Source organism: Agrobacterium sp. SORGH_AS_0745, assembly GCF_030818995.1.
GTDB lineage: Bacteria > Pseudomonadota > Alphaproteobacteria > Rhizobiales > Rhizobiaceae > Agrobacterium > Agrobacterium tumefaciens.
This window is the reverse complement of sequence record NZ_JAUTBI010000003.1, coordinates 907,705-932,904: the sequence shown is the minus strand read 5'-3', so window position 1 is coordinate 932,904 and position 25,200 is coordinate 907,705. Positions and strand designations below refer to the sequence as shown.

General features: G+C 58.3%; 24 protein-coding genes. 11 read left to right on the top strand and 13 right to left on the bottom strand.

The window, feature by feature from the left end:
- Nucleotides 1-92: 92 nt before the first annotated feature.
- Both QE432_RS14210 and QE432_RS14205 read left to right on the top strand, forming a co-directional pair.
- On the top strand, nt 93-1,097 hold the full coding sequence (locus QE432_RS14210; RefSeq protein WP_013635295.1) for a type II secretion system F family protein: 1,005 nt from the start codon (nt 93-95) through the stop codon (nt 1,095-1,097).
- 10 nt (nt 1,098-1,107) lie between these two features.
- Complete coding sequence (locus QE432_RS14205) at nt 1,108-2,094, top strand: type II secretion system F family protein (protein ID WP_013635294.1); 987 nt, start codon at nt 1,108-1,110, stop codon at nt 2,092-2,094.
- A 99-nt stretch (nt 2,095-2,193) separates the two neighbouring features.
- Here the strand turns inward: QE432_RS14205 and QE432_RS14200 are convergent, their stop codons facing one another.
- Nucleotides 2,194-3,018 (bottom strand): tetratricopeptide repeat protein, encoded by an 825-nt coding sequence (locus QE432_RS14200; RefSeq protein ID WP_306624689.1) that lies wholly within the window; start codon nt 3,016-3,018, stop codon nt 2,194-2,196.
- A 142-nt stretch (nt 3,019-3,160) separates the two neighbouring features.
- On the opposite strand from QE432_RS14200, the gene QE432_RS14195 reads away from it, so the two are divergent.
- Nucleotides 3,161-4,555, top strand: coding sequence for a leucyl aminopeptidase (locus QE432_RS14195; RefSeq protein ID WP_013635292.1), 1,395 nt, complete (start codon nt 3,161-3,163; stop codon nt 4,553-4,555).
- 64 nt (nt 4,556-4,619) lie between these two features.
- On the opposite strand, the gene pncB is transcribed toward QE432_RS14195, so the two are convergent.
- The 8 genes from pncB to QE432_RS14155 all read right to left on the bottom strand — a co-directional run bounded on the left by pncB (nt 4,620) and on the right by QE432_RS14155 (nt 11,762).
- The gene (pncB, locus tag QE432_RS14190) at nt 4,620-5,924 is read right to left on the bottom strand and encodes a nicotinate phosphoribosyltransferase (RefSeq protein ID WP_003514549.1); all 1,305 of its coding nucleotides are present in this window, start codon (nt 5,922-5,924) and stop codon (nt 4,620-4,622) included.
- Between the two features lie 158 nt (nt 5,925-6,082).
- Entirely contained in the window at nt 6,083-6,442 is a 360-nt protein-coding gene (locus QE432_RS14185) for a hypothetical protein (protein ID WP_035251992.1), read from the bottom strand.
- Between the two features lie 94 nt (nt 6,443-6,536).
- On the bottom strand, nt 6,537-7,388 hold the full coding sequence (locus QE432_RS14180; protein WP_003514546.1) for a C40 family peptidase: 852 nt from the start codon (nt 7,386-7,388) through the stop codon (nt 6,537-6,539).
- A gap of 17 nt (nt 7,389-7,405) precedes the next feature.
- Nucleotides 7,406-7,750: a MarR family winged helix-turn-helix transcriptional regulator gene (locus QE432_RS14175; RefSeq protein ID WP_003514544.1), complete on the bottom strand. Its 345-nt coding sequence runs from the start codon at nt 7,748-7,750 to the stop codon at nt 7,406-7,408.
- Between the two features lie 368 nt (nt 7,751-8,118).
- Entirely contained in the window at nt 8,119-9,225 is a 1,107-nt protein-coding gene (locus tag QE432_RS14170; RefSeq protein ID WP_306624687.1) for a DUF475 domain-containing protein, read from the bottom strand.
- Between the two features lie 307 nt (nt 9,226-9,532).
- Nucleotides 9,533-10,453 carry a DMT family transporter gene (locus QE432_RS14165; RefSeq protein WP_111795074.1) on the bottom strand — a complete coding sequence of 307 codons (921 nt, stop codon included), beginning with the start codon at nt 10,451-10,453 and terminating at the stop codon, nt 9,533-9,535.
- A gap of 116 nt (nt 10,454-10,569) precedes the next feature.
- Nucleotides 10,570-11,451 (bottom strand): LysR family transcriptional regulator, encoded by an 882-nt coding sequence (locus QE432_RS14160; RefSeq protein WP_003514539.1) that lies wholly within the window; start codon nt 11,449-11,451, stop codon nt 10,570-10,572.
- A complete protein-coding gene (locus QE432_RS14155) occupies nt 11,448-11,762 on the bottom strand; it encodes a putative quinol monooxygenase (RefSeq protein WP_013635289.1) in 315 nt (104 codons plus the stop codon). Before QE432_RS14155 ends, QE432_RS14160 begins: the two co-directional genes overlap by 4 nt.
- Nucleotides 11,763-11,937: 175 nt before the next feature.
- On the opposite strand from QE432_RS14155, the gene QE432_RS14150 reads away from it, so the two are divergent.
- Nucleotides 11,938-13,434, top strand: coding sequence for a CoA-acylating methylmalonate-semialdehyde dehydrogenase (locus QE432_RS14150; protein WP_003514535.1), 1,497 nt, complete (start codon nt 11,938-11,940; stop codon nt 13,432-13,434).
- A gap of 78 nt (nt 13,435-13,512) precedes the next feature.
- Here QE432_RS14150 and QE432_RS14145 read toward each other — a convergent pair whose 3' ends face one another.
- Entirely contained in the window at nt 13,513-14,562 is a 1,050-nt protein-coding gene (locus tag QE432_RS14145; RefSeq protein WP_306624684.1) for a Fe(3+) ABC transporter substrate-binding protein, read from the bottom strand.
- Nucleotides 14,563-14,735: 173 nt separating this feature from the next.
- Here QE432_RS14145 and rirA point away from each other — a divergent pair, with 173 nt between their 5' ends.
- The 7 genes from rirA (at nt 14,736) to QE432_RS14110 (ending at nt 20,999) form a co-directional block, all read left to right on the top strand.
- Complete coding sequence (rirA, locus tag QE432_RS14140; RefSeq protein ID WP_003514531.1) at nt 14,736-15,206, top strand: iron-responsive transcriptional regulator RirA; 471 nt, start codon at nt 14,736-14,738, stop codon at nt 15,204-15,206.
- A gap of 170 nt (nt 15,207-15,376) precedes the next feature.
- Complete coding sequence (locus tag QE432_RS14135) at nt 15,377-16,423, top strand: AbrB family transcriptional regulator (protein WP_003514529.1); 1,047 nt, start codon at nt 15,377-15,379, stop codon at nt 16,421-16,423.
- A 141-nt stretch (nt 16,424-16,564) separates the two neighbouring features.
- A complete protein-coding gene (gene osmF / locus QE432_RS14130) occupies nt 16,565-17,476 on the top strand; it encodes a glycine betaine ABC transporter substrate-binding protein OsmF (protein WP_013635286.1) in 912 nt (303 codons plus the stop codon).
- A gap of 87 nt (nt 17,477-17,563) precedes the next feature.
- Nucleotides 17,564-18,730: an ABC transporter permease gene (locus QE432_RS14125; RefSeq protein WP_306624681.1), complete on the top strand. Its 1,167-nt coding sequence runs from the start codon at nt 17,564-17,566 to the stop codon at nt 18,728-18,730.
- A complete protein-coding gene (locus tag QE432_RS14120; protein WP_003514521.1) occupies nt 18,727-19,665 on the top strand; it encodes an ABC transporter ATP-binding protein in 939 nt (312 codons plus the stop codon). The genes QE432_RS14125 and QE432_RS14120 overlap by 4 nt, the downstream gene beginning before the upstream one ends.
- Entirely contained in the window at nt 19,662-20,402 is a 741-nt protein-coding gene (locus tag QE432_RS14115; protein WP_019564507.1) for an ABC transporter permease, read from the top strand. Before QE432_RS14120 ends, QE432_RS14115 begins: the two co-directional genes overlap by 4 nt.
- A 108-nt stretch (nt 20,403-20,510) precedes the next feature.
- Entirely contained in the window at nt 20,511-20,999 is a 489-nt protein-coding gene (locus QE432_RS14110) for a gluconokinase (RefSeq protein WP_003514519.1), read from the top strand.
- On the opposite strand, the gene QE432_RS14105 is transcribed toward QE432_RS14110, so the two are convergent.
- The 3 genes from QE432_RS14105 to QE432_RS14095 form a co-directional block, all read right to left on the bottom strand.
- Complete coding sequence (locus tag QE432_RS14105) at nt 20,996-22,297, bottom strand: NAD(P)/FAD-dependent oxidoreductase (protein WP_019564508.1); 1,302 nt, start codon at nt 22,295-22,297, stop codon at nt 20,996-20,998. The two genes, QE432_RS14110 and QE432_RS14105, sit on opposite strands and share 4 nt — an antisense overlap.
- Before the next feature lies 1 nt (nt 22,298).
- Nucleotides 22,299-23,660, bottom strand: coding sequence for a glutamine synthetase family protein (locus QE432_RS14100; RefSeq protein WP_306624677.1), 1,362 nt, complete (start codon nt 23,658-23,660; stop codon nt 22,299-22,301).
- A gap of 235 nt (nt 23,661-23,895) precedes the next feature.
- A complete protein-coding gene (locus tag QE432_RS14095) occupies nt 23,896-25,143 on the bottom strand; it encodes an NAD(P)/FAD-dependent oxidoreductase (RefSeq protein WP_306624674.1) in 1,248 nt (415 codons plus the stop codon).
- Nucleotides 25,144-25,200 lie beyond the last annotated feature (57 nt).

Genomic DNA, 25,200 nt, shown 5'->3' with positions numbered 1-25,200 from the left:
CTGACGTGCTCTAACTCTTTGTTTCTACGCATTTTCCGGACGGAAAACCACGACGCAATTTTACTGGAAATGCTCTAAGGAAGGCGACTGCCATGGACCCCACAATCCTGTTACTGGCCGCACTTGTCGCTATTTCGGCAGGGGCGCTTGCTTATGCCTTCCTCTTCCAGCAGATCGAGGTCGAGAAAAAGACCACTAGTCGCGTCAAGCGGGTCAAGGCCGCCGAAACGGATCACGCAAACATCAAGGCCGCGCGGGACCGGGTCCAGGAACTTGGCAAACGCCGCAAGTCCATGCAGGACAGCCTGCGGGAAATGGAAAAGAAACAAAGCGAAAAGGCGAAGAAAGCAAAGAATGTTGGTTTGCGCGAAAAGCTGGTTCAGGCGGGACTGCAACTCTCTGTCCGGCAGTTCCACCTTCTGAGCGCAGGCGCGGCTGCTTTCTCCGTCGTCATTGCGCTTCTTTATGGCCTGTCGTTGCTTATCGCTCTGCTCATAGGAGCCGTCGTGGCCTTGGGACTGCCGAGATGGGTATTGGGATTTATACTCAAGCGCCGGCAGAAAAAATTCCTCGAGGAATTCCCAAATGCGCTGGATGTCATGTGCCGGTCGATCAAATCCGGATTGCCGCTCAACGACGCCGTGCGACTGATCGCGTCGGACGGACAGGAACCGGTGAAGACGGAGTTCCAGCGCGTCGTCGATGCGCAGCAGGTCGGCATCGGCATTCCGCAGGGGATCGAGCGCATGATGCTGACCGTGCCGCTTTTCGAAGTGAGCTTCTTCAGCACCGTGATCAACATTCAGGCACAGGCGGGCGGTAACCTTTCGGAGGCTCTTTCCAACCTGTCGAAAGTTCTGCGCGAACGCAGGAAAATGCGTGCCAAAGTCAACGCGTTATCGATGGAGGCGAAGGCCTCGGCAGTTATTATTGGCGCGCTGCCTTTCATCGTCATGCTGCTGGTGCATTTCACCTCGCCCGACTATCTGTCGGTGCTCTTCACCGACATGCGTGGGCACATCATTCTGGGGGTGTCGGGATTGTGGATGCTGATCGGGATTTTCATCATGCGCCAAATGATCAATTTCGACATATGAGGGCACGACCATGACAGGAAGCCTCTTTTCCAGCCTGACGGACCCGCAAACGATTATTGCCATTCTCGTCACCCTTGCGGTTTTCGCGACCCTCTATACGCTCATCATGCCGCTCTTCGAGCGAAAAGACTTCGCCAAGCGCATGAAAGCCGTGTCATCGGAGCGCGATCTCATTCGCAGCCGCGAGCGTGAGCGCCTGGCCGCCGCCACCAGGGACGGGAAGGCCTCCCTGCGTGGCAATAATAATAAATCGGCGCGCCGCATCGTCGAAAAATTCAACCTTCAGGAAGCGCTTGCCGACAAGAACACGATGAACAAGCTGCGCGCTGCGGGTTTTCGTTCACAGAATGCGCTCAACACATTTCTTGCCGCCCGGTTCGTGCTGCCATTCGTTTTTCTGGCCCTTGCCTTTACCTGGGTTTTCGTTCTCGGAAACCTCGCCGATAAGGCTTTCGTCGTCCGGCTGATGGCAGTGCTCATTTTCGGTTATCTGGGTTTTTACGCACCCAATATCTATGTTTCCAACGCCATGAACAAGCGGCAGGCCTCGATCAGGCGCGCTTGGCCGGATGCGCTGGATCTGATGCTGATCTGCATCGAATCCGGTGTGTCCATGGAGGCCGCCATGCGTCGTGTTGCGGAAGAAATGGGTGAGCAGTCGCCCGAACTGGCGGAGGAAATGATGCTGACGACAGCGGAGCTTTCCTTCCTTCAGGACCGGCGCATCGCACTTGAGAATTTTGGCATGCGCACGCAGCTGGACGGCGTCAAAAGCGTGGTGCAAGCGCTTATCCAGGCGGAACGATACGGCACGCCATTGGCTCAGGCGTTGCGCGTTCTGGCCCAGGAAGGCCGCGACGAGCGGATGAACGAAGCCGAAAAGAAGGCCGCCGCCCTGCCGCCAAAGCTGACCGTGCCGATGATCATATTTTTCCTGCCGGTGCTCATCGCAGTCATTCTCGGACCAGCCGGCATTCGCGTCGCCGATACGTTCTGACACGATAAACGCGACCGCACTATAGGCGGTAGCGAGTGATGGGACGGAGCTGTGAATATTATCTGCGATCTGGTGTTGATGGACGTGCCTGAACCCGCATCAGCCTGCTGGCTTGTTGTCCTTCTTCGCCAGTTGCTGCCAGGAATTCTGCTGCGACAGCATTGCACGCAGATAACCGAGATTTGCCTGTGCCTGCTGTGGCGAAAGTTCCTGAACCGCGATGCGCTCAGCCTCGGCAAACCGTCCCTGAAGACCCACCACGAGCGCGAGGTTTTGGCGAACGCGGCTGTCGGCGCCCTGCTGGGCTATGGCCGATTGCAGATACGTCTCGGCGGTACGGGGATCGCTCGACAGGACATAGGACATGCCAAGGTTCGAGAGCACACTTGGATCGTTCGGTTTGAGATCGAGTGCCTGCCTGTATTTGGTGCGGGCCTCGTTCGACCTGCCAAGCTGGTCGAGCACGGCACCTTCGGCAGAATACAGCCGCCAGTCTGGACGATCAGGCGTCTGTGCTCTCTGGATGGTTGAAAGGGCCTGTTCGAGCTGGCCTGATGCTGCCTGCGCCTTGCCATAGGCGGCAAGCACCTCGCGGTCGGCCGGATTGGCGATGGCGATCTGCTGCATGACCGCGAGCGCCTGCGTGTTCTTGCCGGTCATCATCAGCACGTTGGCATAATTCATGCCGACGGACCTGTCCTTGGGGCTGCGTTCATAGGCCTTGCCGGCCGTCTCTTCCGCCTGCCGGAGCTGGTCCATGTTCATGTGGTCATAGGAGCGTGTGGTCGCAGGAATGGAGCCGGTGGACATGCGATCCGGCTTGTTGGTGCTCGCGCATCCGGAAACGGCGAAAACCAGCGCTGCGAGACATGCTCCCCGCAGTAAGCCTGTCCGACCTGTCTCGCTCAAAGAAAAAGCAGTCATGGCAGTGCTCCAGCCCAAGAATTATCGATCTTGCGCCCGACATACGACAGACTCACATGACGCAACTTTCGCTTAAGCAATAATCTGTTAACCCTAACAGAGCGTTAATCGCACCGATTCTCGACAGTTACGAAAGCAGACCATGGCGCCCTATCAGTTCATCGAACGCCCGACACCTTTCAGCTCCAAGGCTGGCAGCACCCTGCCGGTTTTCGCCGTGACGCCAGCCCATATCGAACAGGGTGCCATCGATCCTGTTGCTCTGGACTGGGCGAAAAAAGCGGGTTTCAAGGCCGAAGCAGGCGCCGTATTGCTTGTTCCCTCTTCCGATGGTTCGCTGGGTGGCGTTCTTCTCGGCCTTGGCGGCAATCCCTCCGAAATCCCGTTCATAACCGGAAAACTGGCCCGCGAGCTGCCCGAAGGCGAGTGGCATATTGAAACCGCGCCATTGACGGCCAATCGGCTGGCTCTCGGTTTCGGCCTCGGCAGCTACCGCTTCGACAAATACAAGACAACCAAAACCAGCGGGGCCAAGCTTCTCATTCCGCAGGATGCCGAAGATGGCGAGATCAAGCGCGTTCTGGCCGGCGTCTTCCTCGCCCGCGATCTCATCAATGTTCCGGCCAACGATATGGGACCGGACGAGCTTGAGATCGCCTTCCGCAGCCTTGCCGCACACTACAAGGCAAAGGTGGGCGTCATTACCGGCGACGATCTGCTGAAGGAAAACTTCCCACTCATCCACGCCGTCGGCCGCGCCAGCGAAAGCGCACCGCGCCTTCTGGAAATGAACTGGGGCAAGAAGGGAAATCCCCGCCTGACCCTCGTTGGCAAGGGTGTCTGCTTCGATACTGGTGGTCTCGATATCAAGCCAGCCGCCTCCATGGCGCTGATGAAGAAGGACATGGGTGGTGCGGCCAATGTTCTCGGTCTCGCGCTGATGATCATGGACGCGAAACTGCCGGTCAATCTTCGCGTCCTCGTGCCCGCCGTCGAAAACTCCATTTCCGCCAACGCCTTCCGTCCCGGTGACATCTACAGGAGCCGCAAGGGCCTGACGGTACAGATCGACAATACGGATGCGGAAGGCCGTCTCGTTCTGGCCGATGCGCTGGCCTATGCAGACGAGGATGCGCCGGACCTGATGATTGACATGGCAACGCTCACGGGTGCCGCCCGCGTTGCTCTCGGCCCGGATCTGCCGCCCTTCTATACCGATGACGACGATCTGGCCCACGATATTGCGGAAGCCAGCATCGATACCGACGATCCCCTTTGGCGCATGCCACTCTACATGGGGTACGACAAGGATATCCGCTCACGCGCGGCCGATATCACCAACGCGCCATCAGGCGGCATGGCAGGATCGATCACCGCCGCCCTGTTCCTGAAGCGTTTCGTCACCAATACGAAAAAATGGGCACATTTCGATATTTACGGCTGGTCCTTGAGCGAAAGGCACCATTCATCGATCGGCGGCGAGGCTCAAGGTATCAGAGCACTCTTCCATTACATCACACACCAGTTTGCGAAGTAAGTCGGTACCACGGTTGATCTGACTGGCCCACGGGCGCTTCGTTAAGAGGAGCGCCCGGCCTTAATCAAACCAGAACCTTCTGTTCCTTGAGATCTTCCTCACCAAAGAACTTCAGATAACGCTCCACCTCGGATCGTTCGCCTGTCGCTTTTTGCGGATTATCGGAGAGTTTCACGGCTGGCCGACCATTGGCGTCGCTGACCTTGCAGACAATGGAAATCGGCTTCAAGCTGGCGATGGTCTTCGGCGCGCAACCGGCGAAATCATTGGTCAGATTGGTGCCCCAGCCGAAGCTCATGCGCACCCGGCCTTCGAAATGCCTGTATGTATCGACGATGGCATCGACATCGAGACCATCTGAGAAAATCAGCATCTTCTTGCGGGGGTCACGGCCCATCTTCTGCCACCACTCGATGATCTTTTCCCCGCCTTCGATCGGCGGCGCGCTGTCGGGACGGAAGCCCGTCCAGTCCGCCACCCATTCCGGCGCGTTGCGCAGAAAGGCCGCCGTGCCAAAAGCATCGGGCAGCACGATCAGCAGGTTGCCGCCGTAAAGCCGGTTCCAGTCCTTCAGAACCTGATAGGGTGCTGCGGCCAATTCCTCGTTGGTCTGCGCCAGCGCCGCAACCACCATCGGCAATTCATGCGCATTGGTGCCGACCGCCTCAAGGTCGGAATCCATGGCGAGAAGGACATTGCTCGTGCCGGTGAAGGCAGGGCCGATGCCTTCCTTCAACGCCTCGACGCACCAGCGCTGCCACAGAAAACTGTGGCGGCGACGGGTGCCGAAATCGGAAATTCGCAGGCCCGGCAGTTCCCGCAACCGTTCGACCTTTTCCCACATCTTGGCCTTTGCGCGGGCGTAGAGAACATCCAGCGTGAAATAACCAAGCGAGCGCATTGCGCTGCGCGAGCGTAGCTCATTGATGATCGCCAGTGCCGGGATTTCCCAGAGTGTCGTATCCATCCAGCGGCCGTGGAAATTCAGCTCATATTGCCCGTCGCGCTTGAAAAGCTCGTATTCGGGCAGTTGGTAGCTCGAAAGCCAGGAGAGGAATTCAGGCTCGAAGATTTGCGAGCGGCCGTAGAAGGTGTTACCCGCAAGCCAGATGTTTTCCTTCTTGGAGAGGCGCAGGGTACGCGCGTGATCGAGCTGCTCGCGCAGTTCCATCTCGTCGATCTCTTCCGCCAGCCGCACCGTCTTCGTGCGGTTGATGAGCGAAAACGTCGCGTCGACTTCCGGATAGAGTTTCCAGATCATCTGCAACATCAGCAGCTTGTAGAAATCCGTATCGATCAGGCTGCGGACGATCGGATCGAGTTTCCAGGTGTGATTGTGGACACGGGTTGCTATATCGGTCTTCGTCATGCTTGCATTCCCCAGCATCGGCCCAGAACATCGGCAGGGCCGACGTCACCCCGCACCTCGGCAGGTATTATCAACCTGTCATGTCAAAGATTTATCTGAAAAAGCAACAACAAGTCCAGAGTGCGGGCGGCGCAAACGCCGCTTTAAGTCATATTACTTCAGAAGGTCGGGTCGACAGGATTGATGCCGGGATACCAGTCCTTGGAGATGGGATTTCTGCCACCGAAGCTGGAGATGCCGTTCTCATCGGTGCAGCGATAGCCTTGAACCGGCAGACCGCGACTACCGAAAACATCCCGGTATGGGCCGCGGGCATATCCAGTTACACCAAGTTCGCTATGGCAATTGTAACGCACCTTGGGCTGTAGCGTTCGCGGGTCTTTGACACCCGGCAGGTTCGCATAGGCATCTGGAGCCGGAGCAAAACCATTCTGAAAAACGGTCTGCGCCTGCGCGGAAGCGCTCATTAACACCGCTGCCAGGATCGCTGCCAATCGTGTTGCCATTTTTGTGTTCATCGATGCCGGTCCCGTACCATCATTCAACCGATGTAGGCTTTCGGCTGTGGTCGCACAAAGGGCGAGGCAGGCACAATTTCGTGAAGCCGCCGCCTCAGCCTTCCAGACGCCGGAAAGCCGTCGGCTTTTCGTAAAGCCAGCCGATGCGCTCGATGGCCTCATTGAGATTTTCGCGTGCAACATTCATCGTGTGGCCATTGGCATGCAGCAGCGTCTCTTCGTTTTCCATTAGCCCGACATGGCCCTTCCAGAAAACCAGATCGCCGCGGCGCAATTCATCGCGTTCTATTTCCACGCCGAGCGATTTAACCTGCATGTCGGTATCGCGCAGAACCCGTCGGCCCGTCATCGCCATGGACAATTGCACGAGGCCCGAGCAATCGATGCCAAAGCCGGAGCGGCCGCCCCAGAGATAAGGTGTCTCGATAAAGCGCAAGGCCACCGCAACATAGTCCTCTTCGAGAGCGGCATCGACTGGTCGGCAATGGGCGGCGATTATGCCCTCGCCTCTTTCGGTCAGCAGATAGCGGGTGCCGCGTGTCTCGGCCTCACCAACGATCCGGACCATGCTGCCCATGGAAATGGCTGCGACCGGCGGTTTGCGCAATTCGGCGGAAGGATAGAGGAAGGTGCGTGGCGCAACCACCTGGTGGGTAACGGCAACGACATCGCCGATTGCCGTCTCCGGCACGTAACCGGCATAACCATCCGCATCCGCCTGCACCCAGGCCCAGCCATTCGCCCGGTCGAAAATGCGCACGGTTTCACCAAACAGCAGCTCCGTATCGATGCCGGCGGCAAGGTCAGGCGTTGGCCGCAGGCCAATAACCGGCACCGCGATCTGGGCGGGCGAACCGCTGACGAAACGCTCGGCCTGAACCACGCCTTGCAGTTTCTCATCGGCCAGATCGGAGCGGAAGACATTCAGGCGGCGGTCGAGCATCATGGTTTCACATCCAGAGGTTAGATCTTGCGTGCCTGATCAATAATCAGATCGCCGAATTTTTCCAGATAGAGCGCACCTGCCACGGTGCGTTTTATCACGACATTGCGCTTGTCCCGTTCGTCCCGCACCCTGTCAACCAGCCCGAGCGCCCCCAGACTGTCGAGTGCGCGGGTGATGACCGGTTTGGTCACGCCCAGCAAGGCGGCGAGGCCCCGGACGGTATGTGGCGGCGGCACGAGGTATATCTGCAGCAGGATTGTAGTCTGGCGCAAGGTCAAATCCGGCGCATCGGCCGTGACCTGCGCAGCAGATACGCGATGCCAAAGCCCCAAGGCCTCCGTAGGCGAAAGTTCTGCAGGCAAACCGGTAACCTTCCAGTCGTTATCCCACCGTTTTCATTCAACGGAGCGGAAAACTCAAGAAGCATACCGCACAAACAGAACCGCCGCGCCTTCGCAGATCATAAAAGATCGCGCGGCGCGGCGGTGTTGTTTAAACCCGTTTTTCGGGCCTCTAATGTCCCCTCTGGACTTGCAAGATGAGATGCAGGAAGCGTGCCAGTTTTACTGCAGCGCACAAATACGAGCAAAAACAGGTGCTTGGGGTATAACTTCGATGTTATGTTCAAATTTTCCGCAAGGCGGAAATAGCAACAAAAACAGGCAATCAGCAATTCAGTGCTTAAAAACTGCCTTCCGCCGTAATAGCGGAAGGCTGGGATCGGGATGGATCAGATTTCCGCACCACGTGCGGCATCGGTCGCATCTGCATTGTGCCGCCGGTTATGTCGGATCGACGACCAGAGCGAAATGCCGATCAGGGTCGCGCCACCAAGGCCGGTGATGACCTCCGGAATGTGGAACATCGTCTGCACGTACATGATGACGGACAGGATGAGGATCGCGTAGAAAGCGCCGTGTTCCAGATAGCGGTATTCGGCGAGCGTTCCCTTTTCCACCAGCATGATCGTCATCGAGCGCACGTACATGGCGCCGATACCGAGGCCGATGGCGATGATGAACAGGTTCTGCGTCAGCGCAAAAGCACCGATGACGCCATCGAAGGAGAAGCTTGCATCGAGCACCTCGAGATAGAGAAACGCACCGAAGCCGCCTTTTGCAGCGCCTTCGAGCACTTCCTGGCTACGATCGAGAATACCGCCGACGACTTCCACCAGCAGGAAGGTCAAAAGACCCCAGATTGCCGCATGGAAAAAGGTGTTGGCCGCAACCGGACCAAGCTCCGGATTGTCGCTGGCGCCGATGATACGAGAGAAGGCCAGCATGACGACCAGCACGAAGGCGATCTCGATACCCTTGACGGAGGAATAGACCGCAGCCTTTTCCTCGATCCAGCGCACCCAGTGCACGTCCTTTTCGTGGTTGAAGAAGAAGTTGAGACCGACCATCATCAGGAAGGTACCGCCGAAAGCAGCGATTGGCAGATGGGCGTCACGCATGATTTCTGCATAACGTTCCGGCTGCGTGGCCGCCATGACGAGCGCCGTCCAGGGGCCGACATTGGCGGCAACGACCACGATCAGCAGCGGGAAGACGATACGCATGCCGAAAACGGCTATCAGAATACCCCAGGTCAGGAAGCGATGCTGCCAGACTGGCGTCATCTCTTTCAGCTTGTTGGCGTTGACGATGGCGTTGTCGAAGGAAAGCGAAATTTCCAGCACGGCAAGCACCGCACAAATGAAGAAGATCGTCGCTGTTCCACTGACAGTTCCGGTCATTTCCCAGCCGAGATAGCCGCCAAGGATCAGACCGACGATGGTGACGATAAAAGCCCACTTGAAGTAGGAAAGTGTGGTTTTCTGGGCGGCGCTCATGTCCGGTTACCTCCGGTAACGAGAGCGATTGCGGAACGACGCAGGACGTCGGGCCGCACGCAGAAAGCACGCGCGCGAAGCACATTCAGGTTTTTCATAGTTTTTAATCCGCCGGCCAATTTTTGCAGGCGGTACCGACATCACGAGAGCGCCGTAAAACTCTCGCCAGAGGGGCCCGGCACCTTTGTTTCCTCTGCCCTTGCGAGACATATGATCGCAGGACCTTCTCTTACTCCTCGAAGATCACCTCTTCGTCAAGTCCCGTGATGATTTCGGCGGCAACATCACGGGTAAACAGAGGAAATGTCTAGTCCGCAGCCAGTATATCCAGCTTTTCGCGACCGCGTTTGAGCGTATTTTCACGGAAGAAAATATAAAGGCCGGAAAGAACGATCAGGCCCGCACCGACGACGATACTGGTCTGCGGCACATCACCAAAGAACAGCCAGCCAAAGACCACCGCCCAGAGCAGCAATGTGTATTGCAGCGGCGCGACGGTCGCGGCATCCGCGAGCTTCAGAGCGCGGTTGACCAGCACATGCGCTGCCATGGCGACCACGCCGAGCAGGCCGAGGAAAGCGAGATCGAAACCGGACTGGACCGGCAACCAGCCAGACGGCGTGACGAACACCGCAACGAGGCCCGCAAGCCCCGCACCGATGATCTGCCAGAAAGCGAGCACCGTATCGGGCGTGTTGCGCAGCTGGCGTCCGGACAACATCATGAAGGCGAAGGCGGCGCTGCCGAGGATGGAAAACAGTGCGGCCGAGGTGAGGCTTGCCGAGCTTGGCTGCAAGGCAATGAGAACACCGACGAAACCAATGGCGATGGCCGTCCAGCGACGCCAGCCGACCTTTTCTCCCAGGAGAAACGGCGATAGAGCCGCCACATAAATGGGGGCGGCGAGCCAGTAGGTCATCACGTCTGCCAGCGGCAGGGCAGCGACTGCGAAATAGAAACAGAAAAGCTCGGCGGTGGAGAAGAATACGCGCGCCACCTGAAGAGACGGTCGCTCGATTTTCATGAGGCCGGAAAGACCGCCTTTCCACACGATCGGAACCAGGATGACAAGGGCAGCGACGCTGCGGATGAGGATCACCTGCCCCTGGCTGTAGGTCGAAACCAGCCATTTTCCCATAGCGTCGTTCAACGCGAAAAGCAGCATTCCAAGCAGCATGACGGCCACGCCGAGGCCAGTCGGCGAAAGCTTTCGTAATATATTCGGCATGTCAGGTTCCGTTCTCTCCCAATGGCTGCATTGGTCGTTCAGCCAGCCCTCGTTTGTCAAGCCCGAAGCGGGAGGAGTCGCGTATTAATAGTACTAATAAATCGGCAATTTCGATGTCACGCGAACATGCGCTTCTCTTCGGCAACGAGTTCCTGGAGAAAATCGACCACCGTGCGCACGCGGACCAACTGACGGGCGGATTCGTGATAGGCCGTCCAATAGGACCGACTTATGCTCATATGCGGCATGATCCGCAGAAGTTCGGGATATTGTCCGGCAATGTAATTGTGCAGGATGCCGATACCGGCGCCCGAGCGCACCGCCTCGGTCTGACCGGTGGCGCTGGATATTTCAAAGGCGGCGTCCCAGTCGCGCATGATCTCGCCGGTATAGTTCAGAGAAGGCGAGAAGATCAGATCCTCGACGTAGCCGATGCGCCGATGGCGCTTGAGTGTTTCCACATCCGCCGGCGTTCCATATTCGGAGAGATAGGACTTCGATGCGTAGAGCCCCAGCGAATAGTCGGTGAGCTTGGAAAACATCAGCCTACCCTGTTCCGGCCGCTCGATGGTGATGGCGATATCGGCCTCTCGCTGCGACAGGGAAAAGGAGCGCGGCACCGGCACGAGCTGGATTTTCAGGTCGGGATAACGCGCGGTCAGCCGGCCAAGCCGTGGCGCAAGAAAAGAAACCCCGAGACCATCGGGCGCGCCGATGCGCACCGTTCCCGCCACTGCCGTATCGACACGACCGAGATTTGCCTGCGCATTCAGCATTTCGGTTTCCATGCGCTCGGCGGCGCCCAAAAACAGCTGACCTTCTTCGGTCAGTTCGCAACCGTTCGTCCGGCGGATAAATAATTGGGTCTTCAGTGCCTGCTCCAGCGACGTCAATCGTCGCGAAAGCGTTGCGTGGTTGAGGCCGAGCCGTTTCGATGCGGCAAGGATCTGCCCGGAGCGGGCAACGGCGAGGAAGATGCGGACGTCATCCCAATTCATGGTTTGCTGCGCAGCATTATGGGTTCGACGTCAAGCAAGGTCAGCGACGTCACCATTCCTGCCACACCCTCTTTGTATTTCAGAAAATGCGGCGTTTGCAGATGCGCTTCATATGCCGCCCGGTCCGCGTAGACTTCGAGGATGCGAATCTTTTCCGGGCTGCCTTTAATTGCCACCGCATTTAATGCAAGCACACCAATTTCCAGGCTAACCGAAGCTTCGATCTCTTCTGCAAGCAGTCTGCGATAGGCATCCAGCTGGGTTGGATCGATTTCGATTTCAGCCATCCGCACGACCGGTTCATCGCTCATCAAGCTTCTGACCTTCTGTTGACCGGCGAACGTGTGGGTGTCGGAAATCCGACGCTACCCTCAAAATGCTCGCCTTGCTTCAATTTACGCACAACGGTTTCTTATCTGAGTTCATTGATTTGTACAAATTCAAGTGCAATGCTGCACCCATCAAAAAATCGCGGAGGAAAGCCCCATGAGGGAAATCGGTCATTTCATCAACGGCAAGCATGTGTCCGGCACAAGTGGCCGCACATCTAACGTCTACAACCCGGCAACCGGCGAAGTGCAGGCGACTGTCGCGCTTGCCAGCGACGCCGAGCTGCGCGCTGCCGTGGAAAGCGCAAAAGCGGCACAGCCGAAGTGGGCCGCCACCAACCCGCAGCGCCGCGCCCGCGTTTTCTTCAAGTTCGTCGAACTTCTGAACCGCGACATGAATGAGCTGGCGGTGCTGCTCTCCAGCGAGCACGGAAAGACCGTCGAAGATTCCAAGGGCGATATCGTGCGCGGCCTCGAAGTCTGCGAATTCGTCTGCGGCATTCCGCATCTGCAGAAGGGTGAGTTCACCGAGGGCGCAGGTCCCGCCATTGACATGTATTCAATCCGCCAGCCGGTCGGCATCGGTGCGGGCATCACGCCGTTCAACTTTCCCGGCATGATCCCAATGTGGATGTTTGCGCCGGCAATCGCCTGCGGCAACGCCTTTATCCTCAAGCCTTCCGAGCGCGATCCGTCCCTGCCGATCCGCCTTGCCGAACTGATGATCGAGGCAGGTCTTCCGGCCGGCATCCTCAACGTCGTCAATGGTGACAAGGGCGCTGTCGACGCCATCCTGACGGATCCGGATATCGGCGCGGTTTCCTTCGTCGGCTCGACGCCGATTGCCCGCTACGTCTACGGTACTGCCGCCATGAACGGCAAGCGCGCACAGTGCTTCGGCGGCGCGAAGAACCACATGATCATCATGCCTGATGCCGATCTCGATCAGGCCGTGAACGCCTTGATGGGCGCCGGTTACGGTTCGGCCGGCGAGCGCTGCATGGCGGTGTCGGTTGCGGTTCCGGTTGGCGAAGAAACGGCCAACCGTCTCGTTGAAAAGCTCATCCCGCAGATCGAAGCACTAAAGATCGGCCCCTACACCGACGACAAGGCCGATATGGGCCCGCTCGTTACCAAGGAAGCGCAAACGCGCGTCAAGGGTCTGATCGACAGCGGTGTCGAGCAGGGCGCGAAACTGCTGGTCGATGGCCGCGACTTCAAGCTCCAGGGTTATGAAGACGGCTATTTCGTCGGTGGCTGCCTGTTCGACCACGTCACCCCTGACATGGACATCTACAAGACGGAAATCTTCGGACCTGTTCTCTCCGTCGTTCGCGCCAAGAACTACGAAGACGCGCTGGAACTGCCGATGAAGCATGAATATGGCAACGGTGTTGCGATCTACACCCGTGACGGCGATGCTGCGCGTGACTTCGCCAGCCGCATCAATATCGGCATGATCGGCATCAACGTTCCGATCCCTGTTCCGCTCGCCTACCACTCCTTCGGCGGCTGGAAGGCCTCGAGCTTCGGCGATCTCAACCAGCACGGAACGGATTCGATCAAGTTCTGGACGAAGACCAAGACGATCACCTCGCGCTGGCCGTCCGGCATCAAATCGGGTGCCGAATTCGTCATGCCGACGATGAAGTAAGCAATGCGTCTCTAAACAATCAACCGGCGGGCGATTGACCCGCCGGTATCCTAACCGGTCACAGGTGTGCAAACGGCGTCAATTGGTCGGGCCGTCGTTGAAACCCACTTCGTCCACCAGCTCGGATGCCTGTTTGCGGTGGGCGGCAATATCCGTCAGTGGCAGCTTGTCCGGATTGATGGGGCCGAAGCCCTTCACGACATCGGAAGGCTCCGCGCCGGGCAGCACCGGGTATTCGAAGACCTGCTTGGCATAGATTTCCTGCGCCTCGCGCGATGCCAGGAATTCCATCAGCTTCAGCGCATTGTCCTTGTTGGGTGCGTATTTGGTCAGCGCCATGCCGGAAATATTCACATGCGTTCCGCGATCGCCCGCATTGGGAAAGATCACCCGCACCGATCCCGCCCAGACCTTTTCCTCCGGCTCGCGGTCGTTGGTCAGCATCAGGCCGACATAATAGGTATTGCCGAGCGCGATATCGCATTCGCCGGAAAAGATCGATTTGGCCTGGCTGCGGTCTGTTCCATCAGGCTTGCGGGCAAGATTGTTCTTAAGGCCGGTCAGCCATGTCCGGGTATAATCGACGCCATGATGGGCGATCATCGAGGCGATCAGCGCGATATTGTAGGAATGCTGGCCGTCGCGAATGCAGACCTTGCCCTTCCATTTCGGATCGGCAAGCTCTTCATAGGTGATGTCTTTCTGGGTGACCCGCTCCTTTGAGGCATATACCACGCGGCCACGCGTCGTCAGGCCGAACCATTCGCCTTGCGGATCGCGCAGATTGGCCGGGATATCCTTTTCAATGACGGGATCGTTCAGCACCGGCTGTGTGACACCGCCTTCTTTTGCCTCGACAAGCCGGGCGATATCGACCGTCAACAGCACGTCGGCCGGCGAATTGACGCCTTCTGCCTGAATGCGCTCCACCAGACCCTTGTCGAGGAAGAGAACGTTGGCCTCTATGCCCGTTTCTTTCGTGAAGGCATCGAGCAGCGGCTGGATCAACTCGGGCTGCCGGTAGGAATAGACGTTCACCTCGCCGTCCGCAAAAGCAGCGGGCGCGGCCCAGAGGATCGTCAGACCCGAAAAAACGGCAGCGGAAAAACACGATTTCAAGCTTGCCATTAAGAATGCCTCCATTACATTCAGATTCTTGACTTGTTTGTTCATGAATCATCAAAGCGGTCAACAAGGCTGTCCGAGAAATATCGGATGGCTGCCAGTTTTTTCAGTTTCTGGAATTGTTCTAAACTGAAAAAGAGACTATATAACTCCACATTGAGAGTTAGGAGACCAGCATGCGTTTGACCAAACAGACCAACTATGCCGTTCGCATGTTGATGTATTGCGCCGCAAATGAAGGCAAGTTGAGCCGCATTCCGGAGATCGCCAGGGCTTATGGCGTATCTGAGCTGTTCCTTTTCAAAATTCTGCAGCCGCTCAACAAGGCCGGTCTGGTGGAAACCGTGCGCGGCCGTAACGGCGGCGTGCGTCTTGGTAAACCCGCTGAGAAAATCAGCCTGTTTGACGTGGTGAAGGTGACCGAAGACAGTTTTGCCATGGCGGAATGCTTCGAGGATGGTGCTGTCGAATGTCCGCTTGTGGATAGCTGCGGCCTCAACTCGGCGCTTCGCAAGGCGCTCAATGCATTCTTCGATGTGCTGGCGGAATATTCCATCGACGATCTCGTCAAGGCGCGGCCGCAGATCAACTTCCTGCTCGGCATCGACACGGAAATGCCGAAGATCGCCGCCTTGCCGGCCGCCTGATCATCCCATTGCCCAAGCAACAATTGCGCTAGCCCGTGTCCGCCGGTCACGGGCTTTTCTTTTATAGAATACTTCGGAAATGCAATATTTTTGGTCGAGCGTGTTGACGCCAGGAGACGAAGCGGCGCATTTGGTCGCGAGCTTTTTTGAAGCAATCAGCCAGCGTCGCAATGATCATCAAGCCTGAATTCCATACATTTGCACTTACCGCGCTCGTCGGCAGCATGGGTGCGCTGCTTGCCAGTCTCCTTAACGTTCCAGCGCCGTTTCTGTCCGGTCCGGCGCTCGCCGTGACGATTACGGGACTGGCGGGCGTGAAGCTTGGGATTCCCGCCTTCATCCGCAATGCCTGTTTCGTTGTGGTCGGCATTTCGATGGGAACGAGCGTAACGCCGTCGGTGATCGATGCCGCGAAGACATGGCCACTGAGCTTCGTCATCGTGCTCGTTGCAGTCGTCATCATGCTGTATGTCGCCTATTGGATCCTGCATTACGGCTTCGGATACGACAGGACGACGGCAATGCTGGGCGCTTCGCCCGGGCACCTCAGCTATATCATCAGCCTCGGCGCCGAGACGAAAAGCGACCTTGCGACCGTCAGCATCGTGCAAAGCGTGCGGGTGCTGGCGCTGACGCTTTCCGTGCCGCTGATTGTTGAATATTTCGATCTCGTCAGCACGGAACCGCTCATCGCCAATCCACCGATGGGCCTGTTCACACTGGCCCTGACCATTGGCGCGTCGCTTGCGATGGGATGGCTGTTCCTTCGCTGGAGATTTCCCGCAGCCCTGCTGCTGGGCGGCGTCGCGGTTTCCATCGGCACCCATATTACCGGCCTTACCGAGGGCGGCGTTCCGAGCTGGCTCAGCCTGCCGGTCTATGTGCTGATCGGCTGTCTCATCGGCACGCGCTTTTCGAATGTGTCGCTGATGGATGTGCGAAAAGGCTTTCTGGCAGGTTTCGTCGTCACCATCGCCGTGATGGTGATCGCCGGAAGTATCGCCTGGATGATTTCCAACATTACAGGCGTTCCGCTCAATGCGGTGATGATCGCCTATTCGCCGGGCGGGCTTGAAACCATGGCGGCGATGGCCGTGATGATGCATGCCGATACCGCCTATGTCGGGTCACATCACGTCTTACGGCTCCTGTTCCTGTCGGTTCTCATGCCGCTGGTCATGGGCAAGGATGCACGCAAGCGGGACGGCGAAATCTAAGCCGGGCCAGCGCCCTCGCCATTCAGGTAAAAAACGCCAATGGCGTTGCAACCATTTGTTCCTCTGGCCGTTCATGTTTCTCCGCAATTGCGGCGGCGATTTTTCGCGTGTTCGACAGGCTGACCCACCGGAGGACTATTCATGAACCGCTTGATGATGTTGACAGGCGCCGGATTTGCGCTTGCCCTTTCTGTTTCCTTCGCTCAGGCGCAGGTGGTGGTGTCGTCTAAGATCGACACGGAGGGTGGCGTTCTCGGCAACATCATCCTTGCCGTGCTGAACAAGAACAATATCGAGACGACGGATCGCATCCAGCTCGGCGCTACCCCGGTCGTCAGAAAAGCGATCACGGCTGGCGAGATCGACATTTATCCGGAATACACAGGCAACGCCGCCTTCTTCTTCTCCAAGGCGGACGACCCGCTCTGGAAAGATGCCGCCAAGGCTTACCAGGAAGCCAAGACACTCGACTATGACGCCAACAAGATCGTCTGGCTGACACCATCGCCCGCAAACAACACCTGGGCGATCGCGCTGCGCAAGGATGTTGCCGACAAGAACAATCTGAAGACGCTTTCAGATTTCGGCAAATACATTGCCGGTGGCGGTGAGGTGGTTCTTGCCGCCTCCTCGGAATTCGTCAATTCCGCAGCCGCCCTGCCGGCATTTCAGACCACCTACGGCTTTACCATGAAGCCGGATCAGTTGATCACGCTTTCCGGTGGCGACACGGCTGCCACTATCGCTGCCGCCGCAAACCAGACGAACAATGCCAATGCTGCCATGGTCTATGGCACCGATGGTGGCATAGCGCCGTCCGGCCTTGTCGTGCTTGAGGACGACAAGCATGTGCAGCCCGTCTACCAGCCCGCGCCGATCATTCGCGAGGAAGTTCTGAAAAAGAACCCCAATATCGAGACATTGCTGAAACCTGTTTTCGAAAAGCTGGATCTGGCAACCTTGCAGGAGCTGAACGCCCGCGTGCAGGTGGGGGGCGAACAGGCCAAGGCAGTTGCGACCGACTTCCTGACGAAGAACGGTTTCCTCAAGTAATTGCCAGAGAACCGTTGGGGCGGGATATCGGAAACCATGTGAGGTTTTCACCATCCCGTCCGAACCTATGATCCGGGGGAGCGGAATTTGACGAAATGGCCTGACAAGGTAGGCGTGCTGATTTCGTGCCTGCTTCTCTACGCGCTTGCAGCGTCCCCCTTCATGACATTCCGAGCTAACCGGATCATTCAGGGTGAAACGCGAACGATCTTCGAAGCGCTTCCGGTTGCTGCTGCTACCCTCCTTGTCGCCATCATTGTTGTCGCCGCCTTCATCGCCTTTTTCCGGTTTCCGGCGCGCCTGAAACTCGCCGCTGCGCTGGTCGGTCTCGCGGCATTGGCGATCTTCGTCGGGCAGGCGGCGTCTGCGCTGACACCTGAGGGCAACAGTTTTGCCCGCGTTTCGCCCGCCAGCGGTTTCTGGTTGATGTTTGCAGGGCTTGCATTGCTTGCCGCCGATTGCATTGCACGTCTCCAGCCGAAACCCACTTTGCGGATTTTGCTGTTGCTGGTGGCAACCGGGACGCTTGCGGCGGTCCTGACAAGCGGCCTCTGGGACGATCTCTCCATCATCAAGGAATATACCGGCCGGGCAGATATCTTCTGGACCGAAGCACTGCGGCATGTGGAACTTGCCATCGGGTCGCTGGTTGCAGCCACCCTCGCCGGTATCCCGCTCGGCATTCTCTGTTACAAGGTCGAGCGTTTGCGCTCCGGTCTACTGAACGCTCTCAATATCGTCCAGACCATTCCCTCCATCGCGCTTTTCGGCCTTTTGATCGCGCCGCTCGGATGGATGGCAGCCAATGTGCCGGGTGCGGCGAAGATCGGCATCGCCGGCATCGGCATGGCGCCGGCCTTCGTGGCGCTATTTCTCTATTCGCTGCTGCCCGTTGTCTCCAATACGGTGGTCGGCCTGTCCGGCGTTTCGCAGGCAGTGCGGGAAGCCGCGCGCGGGCTTGGCATGACGCCACTGCAAAGGCTGCTGCGGGTGGAGTTTCCACTCGGCATGCCCGTCATCCTCACCGGCATCCGTATCGTGCTGGTGCAGAATATCGGTCTTGCGACCATCGCAGCGCTGATCGGCGGCGGTGGATTTGGCGTTTTCGTGTTTCAGGGCATAGGGCAGACCGCGATGGACCTCGTACTGCTCGGCACCGTGCCGACCGTTCTGCTCGGCTTCGCCGCCGCGATTACGCTCGACGCCCTTATCGACAGCAATCTCTTCAGCGCAGGCGGAAGGCAAAAGACATGATCGAGATCGACACCATCACGAAACGATATGGCGATACGGTCGTGGTCGACCAGGTCTCCCTGACTGTGGCGCCGCGCACCGTCACCGTCATCGTCGGCACTTCCGGGTCGGGAAAAACCACGCTGCTGCGCATGATAAACCGGCTGGTGGAGCCGACCTCCGGCACTATCCGCATCGACGGAGACGATGTGAGCACCATGCCGGGCTACAAGCTGCGCCGTCAGATCGGCTATGCCATTCAGGGCCATGGGTTGTTTCCGCATCGCACCGTGGCGGAGAATATCGCGACGGTTCCGCAGCTCATCGGCTGGGACCGCAAGCGAATCGATGCGAAAATAGACGCGCTGATGCAGCTCTTCCAGCTGGATCCGGCGCTTTATGCCAACCGCTTTCCGCATGAGCTTTCAGGCGGCCAGCAACAGCGTGTCGGCGTGGCGCGCGCGCTTGCAGCAGAACCGAACATTCTTCTGATGGACGAACCTTTCGGTGCACTGGACCCGGTTATCCGCGCCAAGGCCCAGAACGATCTTCTCGATATCCAGAAGAAGCTCGGTGTCACCATCGTTCTTGTCACGCATGATATGGACGAGGCCTTTCACCTGGCAGATCGTATTGCCGTCATGGACAAGGGCCGTATCGTTCAGGACTGCCCGCCGGCCGAGCTGGTGCTAAAACCGGCAACGAATTTCGTCCGCACCATGATCGGCGAAAACGAGCGCGCCCTGAAACTGCTATCCGTCCTGTCGGTTGCAGACGTCGTGGAGCCGGGAAGCGCCGAAGGCGAACCTTTGAATGAACATACCAGCCAGCGCGACGCCCTGTCTGCAATGTTGTGGGCGGGCTGCGATACCTTGCCGGTGCTGAAAGACGATGGCAAACCCGCAGGTATCGTGCGGCGCGATGTTCTCCTCCAGCGGGCTGCCGGAACCCCATGAAAAATGCCGCTTCGTTTTTCGCCCCCGGGCTTCTGGTGCTGGCGCTGATCGCCTTCCTCGCGGCGCCGCAGGTTTTCGCACCGATATTCCGCCCTCTTGTGCAGACCAACGCGCCGGCGATCTACACGCAGGCCAATCTGCTTTCCCTGACACTGTCGCATCTGACCATTGTCGCAATCGCAACGGGGCTGGCCACGCTGGTGGCGGGAGCCCTTGCGGTTCTCGTCACCCGCCCTTTCGGCGCGGATTTTCTGCCGCTATCGCGCAGCATCGTCAATATCGGCCAGACCTTTCCGCCGGTGGCGGTGCTGGCGCTTGCCGTGCCGATGATCGGTTTTGGCGAGAAACCGACGCTCATTGCGCTGTTTCTCTATGCGCTTCTACCGGTTTTCGAAAATACGCTGACAGGGCTGACCACGCTGCCGCCAACCGTCATGGATGCCGCAAAGGGCGCCGGCATGACCGGCTGGCAAAGACTTGTCAAAGTGGAGCTGCCACTTGCCCTTCCGGCGATCCTCGCAGGCATCAGGCTTTCGGCGGTGATCAGCCTTTCGACAGCAACCATCGGTTCCACGGTCGCGGCCCGCACGCTCGGAGAGGTGATCATCGCCGGCCTGCAATCCAACAATCTCGCCTTCATCCTTCAGGGCGGATTGATCGTCGCTGTGCTGGCAATCCTGATCCACGCCAGCTTTTCTGCACTGGAAAAGGCAGCGGCCCGCAAAACCGGGCACTGACAAATGCAAGCTCCTCATTTTTATGTTCCCGACATCCGCCGCGCATGTTAGGGGCTGACCGTCGAAACAGAAACATTCGAGGTTCGGGTGACAAAGGCAATCGTCGTGATGGGAGTGAGCGGCTCTGGCAAGTCCACGGTCGCAGAGGAACTGGCGGAAAAACTGGGCATTGCCTTTATTGAGGGCGACAAGCTTCACCCGAAATCCAATGTCGATAAAATGTCAGAGGGCATTCCGCTGACCGACGAAGATCGCTGGCCCTGGCTCGATCTGATTGGCGCAGAACTGCGCAAGGGAAACGAAAATAACGGTGTCGTCGTTTCCTGCTCGGCGCTGAAGAAAATCTATCGCGACCGCCTTCGCGAGGCTACCGGTGGCCCGCTCGCTTTCGTCTATCTGGACGGCAGCCTGGAACTTCTCAGCAGGCGTATGGGCGAACGCAAGGGGCACTTCATGCCGCTCTCGCTGCTCCAGACCCAGCTTGCCACGCTGGAAGTGCCGACCGGCGAACCCGGCGTCGTAACCGTCAGCATCGACGCCACGCCGGAGGAAATTACCGCAAACGCACTTTCGGGCCTGAAAGCGGTGATTTTTTAAAATCCGAGCCTGTCGCGCAGGCCGTACCACCATGCACCAAGCACGGTCAGCGGCACGCGGAACGTCTTACCGCCTGGGAACGGATAATTCGGCAGGGAACTCCAGACATCGAAACGCTCGGCGTGGCCTGCAACGGCCTCGCCCAATATCTTGCCGAGCAGATGCGTGGTGGTGACACCGTGGCCGCTGTCGCCATGCGAAAAATAGACATTGTCCGACAGTTTGCCCATATGCGGGATGCGCGTCAGCGTCAGCGCGAAATTGCCGCTCCAGGCAAAATCGATCTTCGTCTTTTCCAGTTGCGGGAAAGTCTTCAGCATATTCGGACGGATCACCCCGGTCAGATCCGCCGGATCGCTGCCGCCATAACCGATACCACCGCCATAAAGCAGGCGGTTGTCGGAGGTGCGGCGATAATAATCGAGAATATAATTGGCATCCTCGACGCAATAATTGGCTGGCAGGAGTTCCTCGATCAGATCGGCATCAAGCGGCTCTGTCGCCATGACCTGGCTTGAGACCGGCATCATCCGGTCGCCGATTTCCGGCAGCAGCTTGCCGAGATAGGCATTGCCGCAGACGAGAACATATTTCGCCTTCACGCTGCCCGTCGCCGTGCGCACGACAGGGTTTACGCCCTGCTCCAGCGAAATGACCCTCGAATTTTCGAATATGCGCGCACCGAGACTTTCGGCCGCCGCGGCTTCTCCCTGCACCAGATTGAGCGGATGGATGTGGCCGCCGAAACGGTCGATCATGCCGCCGGCATAACGATCGGTCCGCACGTATTTTCCGACATCGGCTTTGGAGACCATCTCAAGCCCGCCATGGCCATGTTTTTCCCAATGGGCCTTGTGGGCCTCCATCTCGCGAATCTGTTTCGTCGTAAAGGCCGCAAAGAAACCGCCATCGACGAGATCGCAATCGATAGCGTATTTCGAAATGCGGCTGCGGATGATCTCCCCGCCTTCCAGCGACATTTCGCCGAGTTTCACCGCCTTGTCGTGGCCGTAACGACTGGCGATTGTTTCGAGGTCGCGGCTATAGCCATTGACGATCTGGCCGCCATTGCGCCCCGAGGCGCCGAAGCCGACCCGCACGCCTTCCAGCACGATAACGGAATAGCCGCGTTCGGAAAGTTCGAGTGCTGCGGAAATCCCGGTAAACCCGCCACCGATGACGCAGACATCCGCTTCCATTGCGCCTTCAAGCGTTGGCCGCACTGATTTGACATTGGCGGAGGCCGCATACCAGGAGGATGTGTGGCCGGGATTGGGAATAGTCGTCACCTCAGCCATCTCACACCGTCCTGATATAGGCGTCATATTCGACGTCGGTTACACGCAGGGAAAATTCGGAAAGTTCCTGCTGTTTGCAGGCGGAAAACAGCGTGCGATAACGCTGGCCAAGCGTCGCATAGGCGAAACTCGAACGCGTGAAACGCTGCAATGCATAATCCCAGTTGGTGGGCAAAGGTTCGTGATTGATGGCGTGGCTGTCGCCGGAAATCGCGCCGCCCGGCTGGCGTTTTTCCTTCATGCCGGCAAGGGCAGCACTCAGGATCATCGCAACAACAAGATAGGGATTGGTATCGGCGCCGGCGACACGATGTTCGATGCGGGTTGCGGCCTTGCTGGCAGTGATAACGCGCACCGCCGCCGAGCGGTTGTCTATGCCCCAGGAGGCATAGGTGGGCGCATGTTCGCTGGGCGTCAGGCGGCGATAGGAATTGGCATGGGGAGCGAAGATCGCCATGCTCTCCCCCATGTTTTCCAGAAGGCCGCCGACCGAATGCATCAGCGCGTCCGATGGGCCGTTTTCGCCGGCGTAGATATTCCTGCCGTCACCATCAAGAACAGAAAAATGCACATGCATGCCATTGCCGGCCTGTAACCCGTACGGCTTCGCCATGAAGGTGGCGTCGAGATCGTGCCGCCGCGCCACACCCTTGACGATACGTTTCAGGAAGACAGCGAAATCGGCGGCCCGCAACGCGTCCGGCACATGATTGAGGTTGATTTCATATTGGCCGGGGCCGTTTTCCCGCAGCGTCGTATCGGCAAGAACACCCTGCGCCCTGCATGCGGTGGCGATATCATGGAAGACATCCTCGAAATCCTGCAATTCGGAAATCGACAGAACCTGTGTCTGGCCCGTGTGCCACCGGCCTTCGCGGCTGTGCGGCGGACGCACCGGATCGAGCGCAGAGCGAACCGGGTCGATCAGGTAAAATTCAAGTTCGGTCGCCACGACCGGCGTGAGGCCGGCCTTTTTGTAGGCTTCCAGCACCCTTGCCAGAACATTGCGCGGATCGCCATAAAACCCGGTTCCATCAGGATTTTTCATCGCGAGCAGGACTTGCGCGGTCGGCCGGCCGAGCCATGTCACCCGAGACAGCGTGCCGGGAACAGGAAAGCAGAACCCGTCCGGATCGCCCGTCCCTTCCGCGAGGCCTGCGGCATGCACATCGCGGCCCCAGATATCCAGCGCATAGACCGAGCGTGGGATCGCCATTCCCTTTTCAAGGACATCGATCGCCCTTTCGCGCGGAATCCATTTGCCGCGCGGCACGCCATTTGCATCTATGACGAAGGCTTCGAGAATTTCGATATCGGGGTTATCGTCGAAAAATTTCTTTGCTTTTTCAATATCATCCATCATGCACCAGCAGGCTGTTTCTCTTCTGTTTCGCGCGCAGAAGCGCTTCGCTAACGAAAATCGTCCTGCTGTTGATAGATGAGAAATCTCGCCGTCATGATGACGCTTGCCCCTTTTCCCTTTTTATAAGCCCATGTTACGTGGCCCGCCGCGGGAAGGCCAGCGGATTCGGCCATCCGAGCGGGATGGCGAAAAGTGTACACGGTTTTCGCCAGAGATGACTTTAGTTCATCAGGATCTAGGGATTGAACCTTTCGGGTCGATAGGCATCGATGGCGATGACCGGCGTTTCTCCCAGCATGGTTTCCGCCAGCACACGGCCAGTGATGGGCCCGAGTGTGAGGCCGTGATGGGCGTGACCGAACGAGAACCACAATGTCCTGTGGCGCGGCGCCTTGCCGATGATCGGCATCATATCCGGTGTGCAGGGACGCGCGCCCATCCAGGGTTCCGCATCCAGCCTGCCGCCCAGAGGAAAGATGGTGCGGGCCACCCGTTCCGCCCGCTCGATCTGCACGGGGGATCTCGGCGCATCGCGTTCGGCAAATTCCGCGCCGGTCGTCAGGCGGATGCCTTTGCGCATTGGCGCGAGGAAATAACCGCGCTCGGCGTCGATCAACCAGTTGTTGAGCTTGGTTCCCTCCTGCGGCGCATAGTGCATGTGATAGCCGCGTTTCACGCCGAGCGGAAAGCGGTAACCGAGCCGTTCCGTCACCGTATCCGCCCAGGGGCCTAGTGCGACAACGGCATGTTCAGCCTCCACCGCCCCGGTTTCGGTGCGTACCGTCCAACCACTTGTCGTCTGGCTGAGCGTGGATGCATCACCCCGGACAAAGGTTCCGCCAAGGCTCTCGAACAGTTTGACATAAGCGAGCGTCAGCGCATGTGGATCGCGCACCGACCATGGATCATTCCATTTCAAACCGCCGACGAAATCGCGACTGAGATGCGGCTCCGCCGCGGCGAGTTCCGCCCCATCGAGTTTCGTGTGGGAGATGCCGTGGTCGCGTGCCAGACGTTCGGCGAAAGCAAAGTCTGCATCCCGCCTTTCGGCGGTCCTGTAGGCCTCCATCCAACCGTTTTTCACGATTAGATCGCCAGCCTTGGCTTCATCGATCAGGATGCTGTGTTCGGAGACCGAGTGCTCGATCAGCGGCGCGTAGGCGCGGGCAATTGCTGCGTGGCGCGTGGCTGCGGAATTATACCAGTAGCGGCCAAGAAAAGGCGCGATCCTGGGCAGGGCAGAGAGATGATAACGGGCATCGATACTGTTGTTCAGGGAATAGCGGAGAAGCCGGCTAACTTCCTGCGGGAAGGCGTAGGGAACGACACCCTCTCTCTGGATCAGTCCGGCATTGCCGAAGGAGGTTTCCTCACCCGGTCCCCGCCGGTCCACCAGCACCACCGATTTGCCCCTGCGGGCCAGTTGCAAAGCGACGGAGACCCCGATGATCCCCGCCCCCAAAACGATCACATCCGCTGCCATGGCATTCAATCCGTTTGCGTATCTCGTCCCCGCAACATGGGTCGGCATTTTGCGCAA

Coding starts and splice junctions, on each gene's coding strand:
- QE432_RS14210 (WP_013635295.1), top strand. CDS start 93: ATGGACCCCACAATCCTGTTACTGGCCGCACTTGTCGCTATTTCGGCA.
- QE432_RS14205 (WP_013635294.1), top strand. CDS start 1,108: ATGACAGGAAGCCTCTTTTCCAGCCTGACGGACCCGCAAACGATTATT.
- QE432_RS14200 (WP_306624689.1), bottom strand. CDS start 3,018: ATGACTGCTTTTTCTTTGAGCGAGACAGGTCGGACAGGCTTACTGCGG.
- QE432_RS14195 (WP_013635292.1), top strand. CDS start 3,161: ATGGCGCCCTATCAGTTCATCGAACGCCCGACACCTTTCAGCTCCAAG.
- pncB (WP_003514549.1), bottom strand. CDS start 5,924: ATGACGAAGACCGATATAGCAACCCGTGTCCACAATCACACCTGGAAA.
- QE432_RS14185 (WP_035251992.1), bottom strand. CDS start 6,442: ATGAACACAAAAATGGCAACACGATTGGCAGCGATCCTGGCAGCGGTG.
- QE432_RS14180 (WP_003514546.1), bottom strand. CDS start 7,388: ATGATGCTCGACCGCCGCCTGAATGTCTTCCGCTCCGATCTGGCCGAT.
- QE432_RS14170 (WP_306624687.1), bottom strand. CDS start 9,225: ATGAGCGCCGCCCAGAAAACCACACTTTCCTACTTCAAGTGGGCTTTT.
- QE432_RS14165 (WP_111795074.1), bottom strand. CDS start 10,453: ATGCCGAATATATTACGAAAGCTTTCGCCGACTGGCCTCGGCGTGGCC.
- QE432_RS14160 (WP_003514539.1), bottom strand. CDS start 11,451: ATGAATTGGGATGACGTCCGCATCTTCCTCGCCGTTGCCCGCTCCGGG.
- QE432_RS14155 (WP_013635289.1), bottom strand. CDS start 11,762: ATGAGCGATGAACCGGTCGTGCGGATGGCTGAAATCGAAATCGATCCA.
- QE432_RS14150 (WP_003514535.1), top strand. CDS start 11,938: ATGAGGGAAATCGGTCATTTCATCAACGGCAAGCATGTGTCCGGCACA.
- QE432_RS14145 (WP_306624684.1), bottom strand. CDS start 14,562: ATGGCAAGCTTGAAATCGTGTTTTTCCGCTGCCGTTTTTTCGGGTCTG.
- rirA (WP_003514531.1), top strand. CDS start 14,736: ATGCGTTTGACCAAACAGACCAACTATGCCGTTCGCATGTTGATGTAT.
- QE432_RS14135 (WP_003514529.1), top strand. CDS start 15,377: ATGATCATCAAGCCTGAATTCCATACATTTGCACTTACCGCGCTCGTC.
- osmF (WP_013635286.1), top strand. CDS start 16,565: ATGAACCGCTTGATGATGTTGACAGGCGCCGGATTTGCGCTTGCCCTT.
- QE432_RS14120 (WP_003514521.1), top strand. CDS start 18,727: ATGATCGAGATCGACACCATCACGAAACGATATGGCGATACGGTCGTG.
- QE432_RS14115 (WP_019564507.1), top strand. CDS start 19,662: ATGAAAAATGCCGCTTCGTTTTTCGCCCCCGGGCTTCTGGTGCTGGCG.
- QE432_RS14110 (WP_003514519.1), top strand. CDS start 20,511: ATGGGAGTGAGCGGCTCTGGCAAGTCCACGGTCGCAGAGGAACTGGCG.
- QE432_RS14105 (WP_019564508.1), bottom strand. CDS start 22,297: ATGGCTGAGGTGACGACTATTCCCAATCCCGGCCACACATCCTCCTGG.
- QE432_RS14100 (WP_306624677.1), bottom strand. CDS start 23,660: ATGATGGATGATATTGAAAAAGCAAAGAAATTTTTCGACGATAACCCC.
- QE432_RS14095 (WP_306624674.1), bottom strand. CDS start 25,143: ATGGCAGCGGATGTGATCGTTTTGGGGGCGGGGATCATCGGGGTCTCC.